This window comes from Streptomyces cellostaticus (assembly GCF_023630175.1).
GTDB lineage: Bacteria > Actinomycetota > Actinomycetes > Streptomycetales > Streptomycetaceae > Streptomyces > Streptomyces cellostaticus_A.
This window is the reverse complement of record NZ_JALLIN010000033.1, coordinates 69,210-85,556: the sequence shown is the minus strand read 5'-3', so window position 1 is coordinate 85,556 and position 16,347 is coordinate 69,210. Positions and strand designations below refer to the sequence as shown.

Annotated in this window: 11 protein-coding genes and 1 pseudogene; 7 read left to right on the top strand and 5 right to left on the bottom strand. The window is 72.6% G+C overall.

The features are described 5' to 3' along the window. A pseudogene (locus tag MXD57_RS21430) lies at positions 1-549 on the top strand (hypothetical protein); the annotation flags it as partial. A 216-nt stretch (positions 550-765) separates the two neighbouring features. Here the strand turns inward: MXD57_RS21430 and MXD57_RS21425 are convergent. Together MXD57_RS21425 and MXD57_RS21420 are read right to left on the bottom strand one after the other, a co-directional pair. After that, positions 766-4,074, bottom strand: coding sequence for a S8 family serine peptidase (locus tag MXD57_RS21425; RefSeq protein ID WP_250403364.1), 3,309 nt, complete (start codon positions 4,072-4,074; stop codon positions 766-768). A 156-nt stretch (positions 4,075-4,230) separates the two neighbouring features. Then, the gene (locus MXD57_RS21420; RefSeq protein ID WP_250403363.1) at positions 4,231-4,773 is read right to left on the bottom strand and encodes a CGNR zinc finger domain-containing protein; all 543 of its coding nucleotides are present in this window, start codon (positions 4,771-4,773) and stop codon (positions 4,231-4,233) included. Between the two features lie 108 nt (positions 4,774-4,881). Between MXD57_RS21420 and MXD57_RS21415 the strand changes: the two genes are divergently transcribed. From MXD57_RS21415 to MXD57_RS21395, 5 genes are all read left to right on the top strand, one after another. Then, complete coding sequence (locus MXD57_RS21415) at positions 4,882-5,331, top strand: VOC family protein (protein WP_250403362.1); 450 nt, start codon at positions 4,882-4,884, stop codon at positions 5,329-5,331. An 11-nt stretch (positions 5,332-5,342) separates the two neighbouring features. Beyond that, positions 5,343-6,230 (top strand): pyridoxamine 5'-phosphate oxidase family protein, encoded by an 888-nt coding sequence (locus MXD57_RS21410; RefSeq protein ID WP_250403361.1) that lies wholly within the window; start codon positions 5,343-5,345, stop codon positions 6,228-6,230. A gap of 9 nt (positions 6,231-6,239) precedes the next feature. Next, positions 6,240-6,728: an NUDIX hydrolase gene (locus MXD57_RS21405; protein ID WP_250403360.1), complete on the top strand. Its 489-nt coding sequence runs from the start codon at positions 6,240-6,242 to the stop codon at positions 6,726-6,728. 200 nt (positions 6,729-6,928) lie between these two features. Beyond that, complete coding sequence (locus MXD57_RS21400) at positions 6,929-8,677, top strand: TIGR03767 family metallophosphoesterase (RefSeq protein ID WP_250403359.1); 1,749 nt, start codon at positions 6,929-6,931, stop codon at positions 8,675-8,677. Positions 8,678-8,769: 92 nt separating this feature from the next. Continuing rightward, on the top strand, positions 8,770-9,909 hold the full coding sequence (locus MXD57_RS21395; protein WP_250403358.1) for a serine hydrolase domain-containing protein: 1,140 nt from the start codon (positions 8,770-8,772) through the stop codon (positions 9,907-9,909). Positions 9,910-9,955: 46 nt separating this feature from the next. On the opposite strand, the gene MXD57_RS21390 is transcribed toward MXD57_RS21395, so the two are convergent. Then, positions 9,956-10,993: a hypothetical protein gene (locus tag MXD57_RS21390; protein WP_250403357.1), complete on the bottom strand. Its 1,038-nt coding sequence runs from the start codon at positions 10,991-10,993 to the stop codon at positions 9,956-9,958. 207 nt (positions 10,994-11,200) lie between these two features. After that, complete coding sequence (gene pepN, locus MXD57_RS21385) at positions 11,201-13,783, bottom strand: aminopeptidase N (protein WP_250403356.1); 2,583 nt, start codon at positions 13,781-13,783, stop codon at positions 11,201-11,203. Positions 13,784-13,947: 164 nt separating this feature from the next. Between pepN and MXD57_RS21380 the strand changes: the two genes are divergently transcribed. After that, on the top strand, positions 13,948-14,610 hold the full coding sequence (locus MXD57_RS21380; protein WP_250403355.1) for a DsbA family protein: 663 nt from the start codon (positions 13,948-13,950) through the stop codon (positions 14,608-14,610). Positions 14,611-14,820: 210 nt separating this feature from the next. On the opposite strand, the gene MXD57_RS21375 is transcribed toward MXD57_RS21380, so the two are convergent. Next, positions 14,821-16,206: an amino acid permease gene (locus tag MXD57_RS21375; RefSeq protein WP_250403354.1), complete on the bottom strand. Its 1,386-nt coding sequence runs from the start codon at positions 16,204-16,206 to the stop codon at positions 14,821-14,823. Positions 16,207-16,347 lie beyond the last annotated feature (141 nt).

Sequence of the window (16,347 nt, the reverse complement as noted above, 5' to 3'; positions counted from 1 at the left end):
CCCCGGGGTGCCGGGCGGCCGGTTGCGGCCCGGCGGCCGGTGCGGGCCGGCGGGGATCGGCGAGGGGTGCGGGTGGTGCTCGGGTCGGTCGCCGGTGTACTGGCCCTCGGGCTGGTCGCGGGGCTCGGCTGGGTGGCGGTGCGGTCGGGCGGCGCCGCCTCCACCGGCTCGGACAGCAGCGCCGACGCGAAGAGCGAGGCGAACGGCCCGGCCCGGGACGTGGGCGGACCGGTGCTCTCCTGCTACCGGCTGCTCGCCGAGGGCACCGTCGCCCGGGTGGACCGGCGGACGCACGCCCCCCGGATCCGCGTCGTGCTCACCGTGACCCGTTCCTACCGGCCCGGCCACGGCCCGCCGGAGGTCGCCTTCCTCCTCGGCGACGCCGCGCGCCCGGCCCCGCGGCAGGGGCAGCACGTGCTGGCCGGGGTGCGGCCGGGGCGGCAGGAGGCGGCCCTGTGGGCCGTCGGCGACAGCCGCGTGGCCGCGGAGCGCGCCCGGCTCACCGGGACCGCGCCCGATTCCGCGCCCGACCCGTGCGGGGAGCCGTGAGCGGGACGGCACGAGGCGGCGGCGCCGGGCAGCCGCCCGCCGCGCCGCCGCCCGCCGTCCAAGTCGTGCCGGGACAGCGTCACGCGGGCGTGGGTCCGGCCCGCGGGAAGGCAGGGCCGGACCGTGCCGTACGGCACCGGAGGACGACGCCCCGGCGGACGGCCGAGGGGCGGGTGCCCGTGTCCGGACACCCGCCCCCGGCCCCGGGTCACGTCGTCACGGCGTGACCTTCTCGATCTTCACGCTGCCGGTGCCGGCGGCCGTACCGCGGCCGTTCACGAGCTGGACCTGGCCGAAGAACTCGCGGCCCGCGGGGGCCTCGGCGGCGGCGGTGACCTGCCCGCTCACCGTGGTCGTGTCGCCCGTGCCGAGCTTGACCGCGGCCGAGCCGTCGACCGTGACGTCGCCGAGCGCGCTGGAGAAGAACACGTCCCGGTAGTCGTACTCGGTCGAGCCGGCCGGAACCGAGTAGCCGACCACCTTGATGGTGTACGTGCCGGCGGCCGGGGACGGGACGGAGACCGCCTCCTCCGAGTCGCCGTCCGCGGACTGCGCGACCTGCTTGCCGCTCGCGTCGTACACGGTCAGGTCCAGGTCGGCGGCCGCGTCGGAGACGCCGCCGATCGCCACGTCCAGGGACTCGGCGCCGGCCGGGACGTCCACCGTGGTGGTCTGCGTCTCGCCCTCCTTGATGGACGGGCGGGCCGACTTGGAGGAGCCCAGCGGGCCGCCGACCAGCTTGCCGTCCAGCGCCGCGAACTTGTTGGTCACCTTCCAGGAGACGGTGGCCGGCGTGCCGACCTTCGCCTCGGAGACGGTCACGGTCGCCGGGTCGAAGGCCGCGCCGAGCGCGGTCACGTCCAGCTTGTACGGGTTGTCGAGCAGCGGCGACGTACGGCGGGCCTCGACCTCGATCTCCCAGACGCCGGGCTGCGGGTCGGCGTAGGAGCGTACGTCCGGCTTGCAGCCGTTGCCGTCGAGGTAGTTGTTGTAGCAGTACGGGGTGCTGGTGGTGTCCACCGGAGTGCCGTACGGGTGGATCGAGATGAACCGGGTCTGGCTCTTGTCCTTCAGCCCGCCGATGGCGACCTCCAGCGACCTGGCGCCCTCGGGCACGGTCACGAAGTACGACCGGGTGCTGTTGCGCTGCACCGAACCGGACGCGGAGTAGGTGTAGTCCACCGGGGCGGCGACCACGACGGTGGTGAGGATCTGCTTGTCGACGCCCTCCGTGCGCGGGTCGTCGACGTCCAGGATCGCGCTCTTGAGGCCCGCGGACCCCGGAGCCGCCTGGACCTTGACCGTCACCGGCCGGTTCAGCGGCAGCCGCACGTCGTCGTCACCGACGATCCGGAAGGTCCGGCCGGCGTTGTTCTCGAAGCGCAGCCTGTGCCACAGGGCACGGTCCGGGCCGGAGGTACGGGTGATGGTGACGTCGTACGTCCTGCGCTGGCCGGCCTTCAGGCCGCCCTCGCGGTCGTACAGACCGGTGCCGAAGCCCGGGGTCTTCAGCGCGTAGTCGATCGCGGTGTCGACCGGGGCCTTCACCGTGTAGTCGTGGGCGGCGGCGCCGTGGCGGATCGCGGCCCAGGCGCCCACGATGTCGATGAGACCGGCGCCCTCCTCGTAGGCCTGGACGCCGCGGATGTGGTCGGCGGTCGAGGTCAGCGCGGTGCGCAGCTTCGCGGGCGTCAGGTCGATGCCCTTGCGCTCGGCGGCGCTCAGCAGCAGCGCGCTCGCGCCCGCCGCCTGCGGGGAGGCCATCGAAGTGCCCTGGAGCATCGAGTAGCCGGCCGGCAGCGAGTAGCCCGCCTCGGCGACCGGGGAGCCCGGCAGCCAGGTCTGGGTGGTGTTGATCGCGGCGCCCGGGGCGCTCAGGGTCGGGGTGAAGCCGCCGTCCTCACGCGGGCCGCGCGAGGAGAAGGGCATCATCGCGTACCTGGTCCGCACCGCCGAGCCGTAGTTGGCGGCCCAGGTCTCCTTGGAGATGGTCGCGCCGACGGAGATCACCTTGTCCGCGAGACCGGGGTCGCCGATGGTGTTGGCACCGGGACCGGAGTTGCCCGCGGAGATCACGAGCTGGACGCCGTAGGTGTCGATGAGCCGCGTGTACAGCTCGGCGCGCGCGTTGTTGCCGTCGTTCAGCGCCGGCAGACCGCCGATGGACATGTTGACGATGTCGACGCCGCGGTTCGCGACCAGGTCGATCATGCCCTCGGTGAGCGCGACGTTGGTGCAGCCGCCGCTCCAGGTGCAGGCACGGGAGGAGACGATCTTCGCGCCCGGGGCCGCGCCGTTCATCCGCCCGCCGAACAGGCCGTTGGCGGAGGTGATGCCGGCGACGTGGGTGCCGTGCTCGGACTCGATGACGCCGATGTTGACGAAGTCGGCCTTCTTGCCGACCCAGTCGCCGCCGTACGGGTCGGTCGGCACGTCCTTGCGGATCTGGACGACGAACGGCTGCCGCTCGACCACGTCGGTCTTCGGGTCGTCGGTGCCGAAGTACCCGATCTGGTAGCCGTCCTTGTACGGCTTCATCGGCGTGTCGTCGGTGAAGTCGAAGTTGTTGTTCAGGTCGACCCGGACGGTGCCGGCGGCCGGGTCGTAGAGGACGCCCCAGACGTCGGTGGTGTCGCCGTCGCGGTTGGCGTCGCCCTTGGCGTCACCGCCGGCCGTGGACGACTCGCGGAACAGGTTGACCTGGTAGCTGCCCTCGGGCGCCTTCCAGGTGGCGCCGCCGTAGCTGAACGACGGGCCGCTGACCGGGTTGGTCATCCGGCGCCAGGTGCCGTCGCCGTCGATGATGGGGTCGGTGGCGGTCACCCAGTCGGTGATCTTCCGCTCGCCCGTGGTGGTCTTCTGCAGCGCCGGGTGGCCGAGGTCCACGCCGGAGTCGAGGATGCCGATGGTGACGCCCCGGCCGTCCGCCTTCGGGTGGTGCCGGACGAAGTCGACGGCACCCGTCTCGAAGGACGGGTTGTACGGGTTCGCGGCCGGGGTGTTCCTGCCCGGTCCGGAGTAAGTGGCCGCCGAGCCCCTGCCCTTGCCCCCCTGGGCGGTGTCCGCGCTGGGCGTCGGGTCGTCCAGGGCGATCTCCTGGCGCAGGTCGATCGCGTGCACCGAGGACAGCTTCGCGGCGGCCGCGATCGCCGAGTCCGCCTTCGCGGTCGGCACGGTGGCGCGGACGTAGCCGAGCCGGTCGTAGGTGCGGCCCACCGAGCCGCCCTTGACCGCGTCCAGCTCCGAGGCGACCTGCTCGGTCTGCCCGGGGGCGGTGGCGATCATCATCGTGACGTTCTTGTCGCCGTCCGACTTGGCCTCGGCGAGCCGGTCGGCGTCATCCGAACCGAGCTTGTCGTGGGCGGACTTGACGGCGGGATCGGCCGTGGCGGGCGGCGCGTCCGCGCCGAGGGCCAGCGGTACCGGCCCGGCCGCGGAGAGGGCGGCCACCACGCCGACGGCCGTGGCTATGCGCGCCAGGCGTCTCGGGCCGGATATCGGGTCGCGCTCGGGGGTGTGGGTCATCGGCATCCCTTGCAGGTGAGAAACCAGTGCCGGACGAGCGCACAGCTTTACCCAAGGCAGGGAACTTTGGGGACCGTTGACCCAAACGAAATCAATGTATGGGGAAAACCCGCTATGGAATATGAGGGGAAGGGGCCGGTTTGGTCCCGGCTTGGGTCAACTCCCCTTCGAGCGGGCGTAATGCCGGGATGCCTTGGCGCGGTTTCCGCACGACGCCATCGAGCACCAGCGGCGGGTGCCGTTGCGGGAGGTGTCGAAGAAGTGCAGGACGCATGCCTCGTGGGCGCAACGGCGGATCCGGTCCGGGGCCCGGTCGAGCAGGTCCAGGTAGTCGCGTGCGGCGAGCCAGGCCGGTGCCCAGGAGGCGTCGGTGAACTCCGGTTCCTCGAAGGCCCCCTCGCCGGTCAGTCGTGCCCGGATGCGGCCGTGCGCCAGCACGGCGTCCACGAGCGGCGCGCCCTCCTCCAGCGACCCGTCCACCGCGGTGCCGAGCGCCTCCCGCGCCTGCCGCAGGTGGCGCAGCACGTCCTCGTCGGCCGGGTGCTCGCCGTCCAGTCCGTTGTCCGCGAGCCACACCGCGAGGCCCTCGGTGCCGTCGAGCAGGTCCTGGGTCACGCCCTCGCCGTTCCACCGGGTGTTGAGCAGGTCGAGCGCGAGGGGCTCGCCGGTGAGCGGGCGGGGGGCACGGGCGGTGGGCATGAGGGGCTCCTTCATCGCTAACCGGTCAAGCTTACGTGACCGGTTGACTGTCCGCGATCTAACCCTCTAATATCATGCATGAAGGTTAGACAATCCGATGGGAGAGCCATGAGCCTGCGCACCGGCCACACCGGCCTGAACGTCACCGACCTCGACCGCTCCCTCGCCTTCTACCGGGACGTCCTGGGCTTCTCGGTGCTCGCCGAGGGCAAGGAGGGCGAGCGCGCGTACGCGTTCCTCGGCGAGGCCGGGGCGGACGGGCCCGTCCTCACGCTCTGGCAGCAGGCCCGCGACTCCTACGACGGCGGCCGGGCCGGGCTGCACCACCTCGCCTTCACGGCCGGCTCGGTGGACCGGGTCCGGGAGTACGAGACGGCACTCAGGGCCGCCGGGGCGGAGTTCGCCCACGAGGGCCTCGTCGCCCACCGGGAGGGGGCGGCCTCGGGCGGCATCTTCTTCCACGACCCGGACGGCACCCGTCTGGAGATCTCCGTCCCGCACGGCGCCGAGGGCGCACCCGCCCCGTACGCATCGACTCCGACCTGCGGTTTCTTCTAGGGCATCGCGTCATGAGCGTCTATCACGCCGGTTCCCGCGCCGTGCAGGACGTGGTCGGCGTGCGGGACCGCGCCGACCACGTCGGCCGCTCCCTCGGGCCGGACGTCAAGCCGGTCGCGGCGGCCTTCCTGGAACTCCAGCCGCTGCTCGTCGCGGGCGCCGCCGACCCGGTCACGGGCCGGGTGTGGGCCTCGCCGATCGCCGGCACCCCCGGCTTCGTCCGGGCCACCGGACCCCGGCGGATGTCCGTCACGAGCGGGCCGCCTGCCGGCGACCCGCTGGCGACGGCCCTGAGCACGCCGGGTACCGCCGTGGGCACGATCGCCCTCGACCCGCGCACCCGGCGCCGGATGCGCCTCAACGGCCGGCTCCGGCCCACGCCCCGCGGCTTCGCCGTCGAGGCGGAGCAGGTGTTCGCCAACTGCCCCAAGTACATCCGGCGCCGCGAGACCTTCGAGCAGGTGCGAGGCCGCGCGCCGGGCGCATCCCGCGCGCTGACCCGGCTCGGGGCGGAGCAGGCCGGGCTCGTCGCAGCGGCCGACACCTTCTTCCTGGCCACCGTGCACACCGACGGCGCCGACGTCAGCCACCGCGGCGGCGCACCCGGTTTCGTCCGGGTCGTCTCACCGCGCGAACTGACCTGGCCGGACTACCCCGGCAACGCCATGTTCCGCAGCCTCGGCAACCTGCACTGCGATCCGCGTGCCGGACTGCTGTTCCTGGACTGGACGACCGGCACCACCCTCCAGCTCACCGGCTCGGCCCGCACCGGCTTCGGTACCGGCGGTGAGCGGACCGTCCGCTTCACCGTCACCGGCGCCGTGCACGTCCCCGCGGCCCTGCCGCTGCGCTGGTCCGCACCGGAACACTCACCCGCCGATCCGGACAACTCGCGCTAACGTCCGGGCATGCGAGAGAAGCTGAGGGTGGCGGCCTACGCCGTGTGCGTCCGTGACGGACAGGTCCTGCTGGCCCGCTCGCCGGCCCCCGGCGGCACCCACGAGTGGGTGCTGCCGGGCGGCGGCATGGAGCACGGCGAGGACCCGTACGACACGGTCCGGCGCGAGGTCACCGAGGAGACCGGCTACCGGGTCGAGGTGACCCGGCTGCTCGGCGTGGACTCGTCCCGCCGCGTCTTCCGCAGCGGCCGGCCGCTGCGCCGCACCGACCACCAGGGGGTGCGGATCGTCTACGAGGCGGAGATCACCGGCGGTGAACTCCGCCACGAGATCGGCGGTTCCACCGACTTCGCCGCCTGGCAGGACCTGGACGCGGTGCCCGGCCTCACCCGGATCCGCCTCGTCGACGTGGCGCTGCGGCTGTGGCGCGAGCGCCCGGAGACCGGACATCTCGGGCCCGGGGTCCATCCCCTACCCCGGCAGATGAACGAGGAGTGACCGCCCCCCGGCCACCCGCGTGCCACTGCGTGACCGCGCTCCGCAGCCCGTGATCCACGTACGGCGATCGGTGTTGCGCGTTGCGGCCCCGTTCACGCACAGGTCATCCCCGGTGCCAACCATCCAGAGCGAGCGGGGCGTTCGCGCCTGCGGCGGCCCGCGACCACCGCCGACGCGTTCGCACCCGGGGAGATCGCGCCATGTCGCGCATACGCTCTGTCGCCGCCTCCACGCTGGGGGTCCACCGCCGTACCGTGCTCGCCGCCGCCGGAGCCGTCTCGCTGTCCGCGGGCGTCGGCTACGCCCTGCGCCCCACCGACAGCCAGGCCGCCACCGCCGCCGAGGCGCCCGTCGCCACCTCCCGCCGGGCGGCGCCGGCCCCGCTCACCCCCTACACCGAGGGCACCACCCTCGCCTCCGTCGCCGCCCCACGGAACGGCTCCGGCTACCGGCGGCTCGGCGACGGCCCCGGCTGGAAGCGGGTCGTGCGGGACGAACTGGCCGCCCCCAAGTCCGGCCGCGCGGGCCGCCGTACCACCCTCGCGGCGTTCGTGCAGTTCACCGACCTGCACCTGATGGACGTGCAGCACCCGCTGCGCCTGGAGTTCCTGCGCGCCCACGACCCGCACGCCTGGCGCCCGCACGAGGCGCTCACCGTGCCCGGCGCCGTCTCACTCGTCGAACGGGTCAACGCACTGCGCGGCGCCCCCGTCACCGGCGCCCCGCTGCACTTCGTGATGACCACGGGCGACAACACGGACAACAACGCCCACTGCGAACTGGACTGGTTCATGAAGGTGATGAGCGGTGGCCGCATCACCCCGAACTCCGGGGATCCGCGCCACTACGAGGGCGTGCAGAACAGCGGTCTGAAGCTGTTCTGGCAGCCCGGCTCCACCGCACGCGACGGCGACAAGGCGCTCGGTTTCCCGTACCTGAAGGGCTTCCTGGCCGCCGCGACCCGCGAGGTCCGCAGCCCCGGCCTCGACCTGCCCTGGTACTCCACCGTCGGCAACCACGACTCCCTCCCGCTCGGCTGCTACGGCTCCCACGGCGACCCGTACCTGACCGAGGCGGCCATCGGCGGCCGGAAGCTGATGAGCGTCTCCGCCGCCGACGCCAGGAAGCTGCAGGACACCATCAAGAAGGCCACCGATCCGAAGGGCGCCGGCTACCGCGACTTCCTCAGGGCGCACGCCCGCTCCACGCACCGGGTCACCCCGGACGAGAAGCGGGCCCCGTACACCCGGGCCGACTACCTGAAGGCCCACCTGGACCCCGCCCACCAGGGTCTCGGCCCGGCCGGCCACGGCTACTCCTCGGCGAACCTGGACGCCGACACCCAGTACTACGCCTTTCGCGTCTCCGAGGACGTCATCGGCATCAGCCTCGACACCACCGACCCCGGCGGCCACTACGAGGGGTCCGTGGGCACCGCCCAGCTCAGGTGGCTCGACAGGACGCTCAAGGACAACAAGGACTCCTACGCCGTCGTCTTCAGCCACCACACCAGCAGGACGATGTCCAACACCCGCCCCGACCCGGGCCGTCCGGGGGAGCGCCGCCACGACGGCGCCGAGGTGGTCTCCGTGCTCTCCTCCCACCGCAATGTGCTCGCCTGGGTGAACGGCCACATCCACCGCAACGACATCACCCCGCACCGGGCCTTCGGCGGCCGCTCCTTCTGGGAGGTCTCCACCGCCTCGCACGTCGACTTCCCCCAGCTCGCCCGGATCGTCGAGCTCGTCGACAACAGGGACGGCACGCTCTCCGTCTTCACCACCCTGGTCGAATCCGCCGCCCCGCACCGCACCGACCACGCCGACCTCTCGCAGACCGGCCTCGCCGCCCTCTACCGTGAGCTGTCGTACAACGCCCCGGGCGCGAGCCGGGCACTCGCGGGCGAAGCGGTGGACCGGAACACGGAGCTGGTGCTGAAGAAGGGCTGAGGGTCACTCCACCGGGTGATCGACAGGCACGATCGTGCTCGCCGCCGGGTATCTCCCCCCGACGAACCGAACACCGCACGACGGGAGACAGCATGGCCGTCCGCACCGCCCTGGCGGGCATCACCGCCCTGCTCCTGTCGGCGGCCCCGGCGGGCCCGGCCGTCGCGGCCGGCCGCGACACCGGTGGCCACCCGGCCACCCGCCGGGCGATCGAGGCCGCGGTCGCGGCCGGAGTGCCCGGGGCGACCGTCACCGTGAGGGACACCCGGGGCACCTGGTCGGCGACCGCGGGCGTGGGCGACGTCGTCACCGGTGCCCCGCGCTCGGCCGCCGACCGCTACCGGGTCGGCAGCATCACCAAGACCTTCGTCGCCACCGTCCTGCTGCAACTGGAGGCGGAGGGCCGGCTGACCCTGGACGACACCGTGGACACCTGGCTGCCCGGGCTGCTGCGGGGCCACGGCCACGACGGCCGCGGGATCACCGTCCGCCAACTGCTCAACCACACGAGCGGTGTTCACGACTACACCTCCGACGCCGACTTCGTCCGCACCCACTTCCTCCGGGACGGCTTCTTCCGGCACCGCCACGACACCCTCTCCCCGCGCGACCTGGTCGAGACCGCCATGCGGCACGAGCCGTACTTCGCGCCGGGCACGTCCTGGAGGTACTCCAACACCAACTACGTCGTCGCCGGCATGGTGATCGGGAAGGTGACGGGCCACGCGTACGCCACCGAGATCGAAAGGCGCGTCATCCGGCCGCTGCGGCTCACCGCCACCTCGCTGCCCGGCACCCGGGTCACCGTTCCCCGCCCCAGCGGCCGCGCCTACTCCACACTCGCCCCGTCGGCGGCCGGCCCGACCTACGACGTCACCGAGCTCAACCCCTCCATCGCCTCCGCGGCCGGCGAGATGATCTCCGACTCGGCCGACCTCGACCGCTTCTTCTCCGCCCTGCTGGGCGGGAAGCTGCTCCCGCCCCGGCAGCTCGCGGAGATGAGGACCACCGTGCGGATCGACGGCTCGCCCGGCGCCCGCTACGGACTGGGCCTGATGGACACCAGGCTGAGCTGCGGCGTCCATGTCTGGGGCCACGACGGCGGCATCCACGGCTCGGCGTCCTCGGCGGTGACCACGGCCGACGGCCGGCACTCCCTCGCGCTCAACTTCAACGGCGACTGGGTGGGCGGCACCGGTGCCGTGACGGAGCGGGAGTTCTGCGGCGGTTAGCAGGGCGCGCCGGCCGCCCGCGTCGCGCGTCCCCGGCCGGTCCCCGCTACCGGGGCAGCACCACGACGTACGCGGCCGGATCGCGGTCGCCGGACGCCATCAGGGCCGTACGGACCACCGCCGCCTGCTGCTCCATGCACTCCCTGAGCTTGCGGGGGCCGATGCGGACGACCGTGATCCCCAGCCGCTCGAGGCGCTCCCGCTTGCGCGCGTACCGCGACCACGTCGCGTCCTCGTCCCGGGAGGGCGCGCGGGTCTCGAGCTCCACCGCAACCGCCTGCTCGGGCCAGTACGCGTCCAGGCCGCCCAGGTGGGGCCCGCCGGGCAGGCGCAGGTCCACGTTCCAGACCGGGTCCGGCAGCCCGTACTCGCCCACCATCCGGTACAGCCGGGCCTCCGCGACCGCCCGGCCCTCGGCCACCAGCGAGTCCACCGCGCCCACCACGTGCGGGCGGTTCAGCAGCTTCGCCCGGGTCAGCTCGTGCACCACCGCCGCGGGTTCGCAGTGGCCGTCGCGCACCGCCTCCGTCAGCAGCCGGCGTACCTCGTCCGCGTCCGTCAGTCCCGCCACCGCGTCCGCCAGCGCGCGCGGCACCGGCGCCACCGGCAGGCCCGTCACCGCCACGGGCGCGGGCAGGTCGGGGACGCGCAGGACGCGGACGTAGCCCGTGGTGCGCACCCGGCGCGGTCGCGGGACCAGGACGTCGACGCGGTCCAGGGACAGCAGGGGCGGGGTGGAGGCGAAGCCGTACAGGGTGAGCGCCGCCAGACCCGTGATCATGGTCTCCGGGTACACCGGGCGGCGCGGGTCGCCGGCCGTGGGCTGCGTGGGGACGCCCGGTGCCGATTCCCGTGCCGCGTAGAGCAGCGCGCCGTGCAGCCGCTCCTCGCTGGTCGGCGGGCCGGAGTGGAGCAGGACCACGCTCGGCAGCAGCAGTTGCCAGGTGCCGCCGGGGCGGCAGTGCTCGTTCAGCTCGGCCGTGGAGACCCCGTGGGTGCGGAGCTGGGCGGCCGTCATGATGCGCCGGCGGACGTCCGGGTGATGGCGCAGGGTACGGGGGGAGAGCGGGGTGTCGTGCGTCATGGCGTTGACGTTCCCGTACTCGGTCCGCCCTGTGACCGCTGTTACATGCCCGTCGAGGAACGCGGACAACACGGCCTTGGAGGACGGGTGTTCGGGTGCCGGTCCGGGGCCGGTAACCCCTGGTCCGATCGGGTGCGGACCAGGGGTTACGGCTGCTGTTGACTGAATTCCGTAACGGTCACCGAACGCGGAATCCGTGGCCAAGGATCATTGGCCGGCCGCCGCCGCGTCGCACTGCTGTGCGCGCAGCGCCCGCGCCAGGTCGTCCCGTGCCTCCAGCACCAGCCGGCGCAGCGCCGGGGCGGCGTCCGCGTGCGCCCGGAGCCAGGCGTCGGTCGCCTCCAGCGTCTCCGGCCGGTCCTGGTAGGAGGGGTACAGACCGCGCACCACGTCCATGCCGATCTGGATCGACCGCTCGCGCCACACCCGCTCGATCACCTCGAAGTACCTCTCCGCGTACGGCGCGGTCAGCTCCCGCTGCGAGGGCGGGCCGAAGCCCGCGATGGTGGCCTCCACGAGGGCGTTGGACAGCGCGTCGGACTCCACCACCTGCGCCCAGGCCTGCGCCTTCACCGCCGCCGACGGGCGGGCCGCCAGGCAGCGGACCTGGTGGCGCTTGCCGGACGCCGTGTCGTCACGCGCCAGTTCGGCCGCCAGCGCCGCCTCGTCCGCCCTGCCGTGCGCCGCCAGCGGCTCCAGGAACGCCCAGCGCAGCTCCTGGTCCACCACCAGGCCGTCGACCGTCTCGGTCCCGTCCAGCAGCCCGTTCAGCAGGGCGAGGTCCGTGTCCGCCGAGGCCACCGCGGCCATGAAGCGCGCCCACGCGAGCTGGTGCTCACTGCCCGGCCCGGCCGCCCGCAGCTCACGCAGCGCCCCCTCGGCCACCAGCCGCTCACCCGTCGCCCGCCACTCCGGCGAGGCGTAGTGCACCAGCGCCGAGTTCGCCCAGGCGTGCAGCATCTGCAGCACGCCGATGTCGGACTCGCGGCCCGCGAACCGCAGCACCAGGCCGACGAAGTCGCGGGCCGGCAGCAGGGCGTCCCGCGTGAGGTTCCACAGCGCCGACCAGCACAGGGCACGGGCCAGCGGATCGGTGAGCGCCCCCAGGTGCTCGCGCAGGGTGTCCAGCGAGGTCTCGTCGAAGCGGACCTTGCAGTACGTCAGGTCGTCGTCGTTGACCAGTACCAGCTCCGGCGCCTCGGCGCCGGCCAGCTCCGCCACGACCGTACGCGGACCCTCGACGTCCGTCTCCACGCGCGCGTAGCGCTCCAGCGCGCCGTCGGGCGTACGCCGGTACAGGCCCACCGCGACCCGGTGCGGGCGCAGCTCCGGGTACGCCTCGGCCGCCTCCTGGACCACGGCCAGCTCGGCGATCCGGCCGCCCTCGGTGTCCAGCAGCACCTGCGGGGTCAGTGAGTCGACCCCGGCCGTCTGCAGCCAGGAGCGGGCCCAGACCGTCATGTCCCGGCCGCTGGTCTCCGCCAGTACCGACAGCAGGTCGCCCAGGCGGGTGTTCCCGTAGGCGTTGCGCTTGAAGTAGCGGCGGGCGCCCTCGAGGAAGGCGTCCTGGCCGACGTACGCCACGAGCTGCTTGAGCACGGAGGCGCCCTTGGCGTAGGTGATGCCGTCGAAGTTGAGCTTGGCGTCCTGCAGGTCGCGGATGTCCGCCGTGATCGGGTGGGTGGAGGGAAGCTGGTCCGCGCGGTAGGCCCAGGCCTTGCGGCGGTTGGCGAAGGTGATCCAGGCGTCGGTGAAGCGGGTCGCGCCGACGTTCACGAACGTGCCCATGAAGTCCGCGAAGGACTCCTTCAGCCAGAGGTCGTCCCACCACTCCATCGTGACCAGGTCGCCGAACCACATGTGGGCCATCTCGTGCAGGATCACGTTGGCCCGCGCCTCGTACGACGCCTGCGTCACCTTGCCGCGGAAGATGTACTCCTCGCGGAAGGTCACCAGACCCGGGTTCTCCATCGCCCCCAGGTTGTACTCGGGGACGAACGCCTGGTCGTACTTCCCGAACGGGTACGGGTAGTCGAAGTGGTCGTGGAAGAAGTCCAGGCCCTGCTTGGTGACCAGGAAGACGTCCTCGGCGTCGAAGTGCGGGGCGAGCCCCTTGCGGCACATCGCGCCCAGCGGGATCTCCAGCTTCGTGCCGTCCTCGAAGACCCGCTCGTAGTGGTCCGTCACATAGTGGTACGGCCCCGCCACCACGCAGGTGATGTACGTGGAGATCGGCTTGGTCTCGGCGAACCGCCAGACACCGTCGGCGAGTTCGCCGGCGCCGTTGCTCCACACCGTCCAGCCCTCGGGCGCCCGCACCTCGAAGCGGTACGGCGCCTTCAGGTCCGGCTGCTCGAAGTTGGCGTAGACACGGCGGGCGTCGGCCGGCTCGTACTGGGTGTACAGGTAGACCTCGCCGTCCTCGGGGTCGACGAAGCGGTGCATGCCCTCACCGGTGCGGGAGTAGGCGCACCGGGCGTGGACCGTCAGCTCGTTCTCGGCGGCCAGGTCCTCCAGCAGGATGCGGGAGCCGTCGAAGACCGCGCCGGGATCCAGGTCCTTCCCGTTGAGGGTGACCGAGGTCACGCTCGGCGCGACCAGGTCGGCGAAGCTCGACGCTCCCGGTTCGTTGCAGCGGAACCTGATCACCGTCACGGAGTCGAAGGCGCGCGGCTCGGCGCCTCCGTCCCCGACGGCGGACCGCAGGTCCAGTGCCACCTCGTAGCCGTCCACCGACAGCAGGGCGGCCCGCTCCCGGGCCTCGTCGCGGGTCAGATTCTCACCGGGCACGTCGTGGCACTCCCTCGTGGTCGCTTGGACACCTCACAACAGGACCGATCCTGCCACGCGCACCTGACACGGCACATCAGGGGAAACCCTCGACACGGCCGGGGCGGGAATGGCGCGGGCGGCGGGATTGTTGCAGATTCAAAAGACCTGTGCAGAGGAGAAGCATGTCCGAGACCGCGACCCCCTCCGGCAAGACCCCCGTGGACTTCTGGTTCGATCCGCTGTGCCCCTGGGCCTGGATGACGTCCCGCTGGGTGCTGGAGGTCGAGAAGGTGCGGAACATCGAGGTCAACTGGCACATCATGAGTCTCGCCGTCCTCAACGAGGACCGGCTGGACGAACTGCCCGAGAGCTACCGGGACATGCTCGTCACCAAGGCCTGGCAGCCGGTGCGCGTGGTCACCGCGGCCTGGCAGAAGCACGGGGCGGACGTCCTCGGCCCGCTCTACACCGCGCTCGGCACCCGCATCCACAACAACGGCGAGGGCCCCACCCGGGCCGCCGTCGAGGGCGCGCTCGCGGACGTCGGCCTGCCCGCCGACCTGATCGAGTACGCCGAGCAGCACGACTTCGAGTTCGACGCCGAGCTGCGCGCCTCCCACAAGGAGGGCATCGAGAAGGTCGGCCAGGACGTCGGCACGCCGGTCATCGCGGTGCCGGGTCCCGACGGCGAGCAGATCGCCTTCTTCGGCCCGGTCGTCACCCCCGCCCCCAAGGGCGAGGAGGCGGCCCGCCTGTGGGACGGCGCCCTCGCGGTCGCCTCCGTCCCCGGCTTCTACGAGATCAAGCGGACCCGCACCAAGGGCCCGGACTTCAGCAACCTGTAGCACCCGTGCACGGCAGGAGGGCCCCCGCGAGTCACGTCCTCGCGGGGGCCCTCCCGGTCGTCCGCCCGCCGCCGCGAAGGGTGAGAAGACGATCACGAGGCAGGCTTATTGCAACCATATTGCAACTACAGGCTAGCAACAGCAAGATGCGGGCAACGCGAAGGCCCCCGCGTGTCGTCCGCGGGGGCCTTCGGGGTGGTACCGGGGCGGTCAGCTCCTGGCGCGGGCCCGCTGCCAGGCGTAGCCCACGGCCGCGAGGAACAGCGTCATGCCGCCGGTCGACAGCAGTTGCAGGCGGGTGTCCGGCTCCCGGGCCATCAGGACGAAGATCGCAGCCATGCCGGCCAGGGCGATCCAGGTGAGGTACGGGAACGCCCACATCCGCACGACCGGCCTCTTTGCCGCCTGGCGTTCGATGCGGCGGCGCAGCAGGAGCTGGGAGACCGCGATGAAGATCCAGACGACCAGGATCACCGCGCCGATCATGTTCAGCAGCCAGGCGAAGACGTCGTCCGGCCGCCAGTAGCTGAGCAGCACGCACCCGAAGCCGACGACCGACGACACGAGGACGGCGATCCGCGGCACCCCGCCGGAGGCCTTCGCCAGCACCTTCGGGCCCTGGCCGCGCTCGACCAGCGAGTAGGCGATGCGCGAGGAGCCGTAGATGTTGGCGTTCATCGCCGACAGCAGGGCCACCAGGATGACCACGTTCATCACCTGGTCGGCGCCGGGGATGCCGATCTGCCGCAGGGCCGCGACATAGGGGCCGTCCGTCACGACCGACTTCGCGTTCCACGGGACCAGGGTCACGATGACCGCCATCGAGCCGATGTAGAACAGGGCGATCCGCCACATCGCGGTGCGCACCGCGCTCGCCACGCCCTTGACCGGGTCCTGCGACTCGGCCGCCGCGATGGTGACGGTCTCCAGGCCGCCGTAGGCGAAGATCGAGGCCAGCAGGCCGACCACCAGGCCCTCGCTGCCGTTGGGCAGGAAGTCGCCCAGGTGGGAGGCGCCGGGGGAGTGGGTGCCGGGCAGGACGCCCGCGATGGCCAGCCCGCCGAGGACCAGGAACAGGCCGATCGCGCCGACCTTCAGTGCCGCGAACCAGAACTCGAACTCGCCGAAGTTCTTCACGGCCGCGAGGTTCGCGCCGCAGAACACCAGCATGAACAGGGCCACCCAGGCCCACTGCGGGGTGCCCGGCAGCCAGCCCTGCGCGATCTTCGCCGCGCCGATGCCCTCCAGGCCCACCGCGGTGCACAGCAGCACCCAGAAGGACCAGCCGGCGGCGAACCCGGCCCACGGGCCCATGGCCCGCTCGGCGTGGGCGGAGAACGATCCCGAGGACGGGTAGGCGGCCGACATCTCGCCGAGCATCCGCATCACCAGCATCACCAGTGCGCCGGAGACCGCGTACGCGACGACGATGGAGGGTCCGGCGGCCGCGATGCCGGCGCCGGAACCGACGAACAGGCCGGCGCCGATCACTCCGCCGAGGGCGATCATCGACAGATGGCGCTGCTTGAGACCGTGGGAGAGGGAGTCGCCGGACCGCTGCCGCGGTGGCGTCTCGAGGGTGCTGCTGTGTGGCATGGGCGCGGCTCGTCCAGTCATCGGCGGGCAAAAACCCGGCCAGTCTGGGCGGCCCGTTCGCTCCCGCGAAGAAGCTGCCCAGCATCCGGACACTCCCTGTACGAAGGGTGAGACGCCGGCTACGCGGCGACCGTGGCGCGG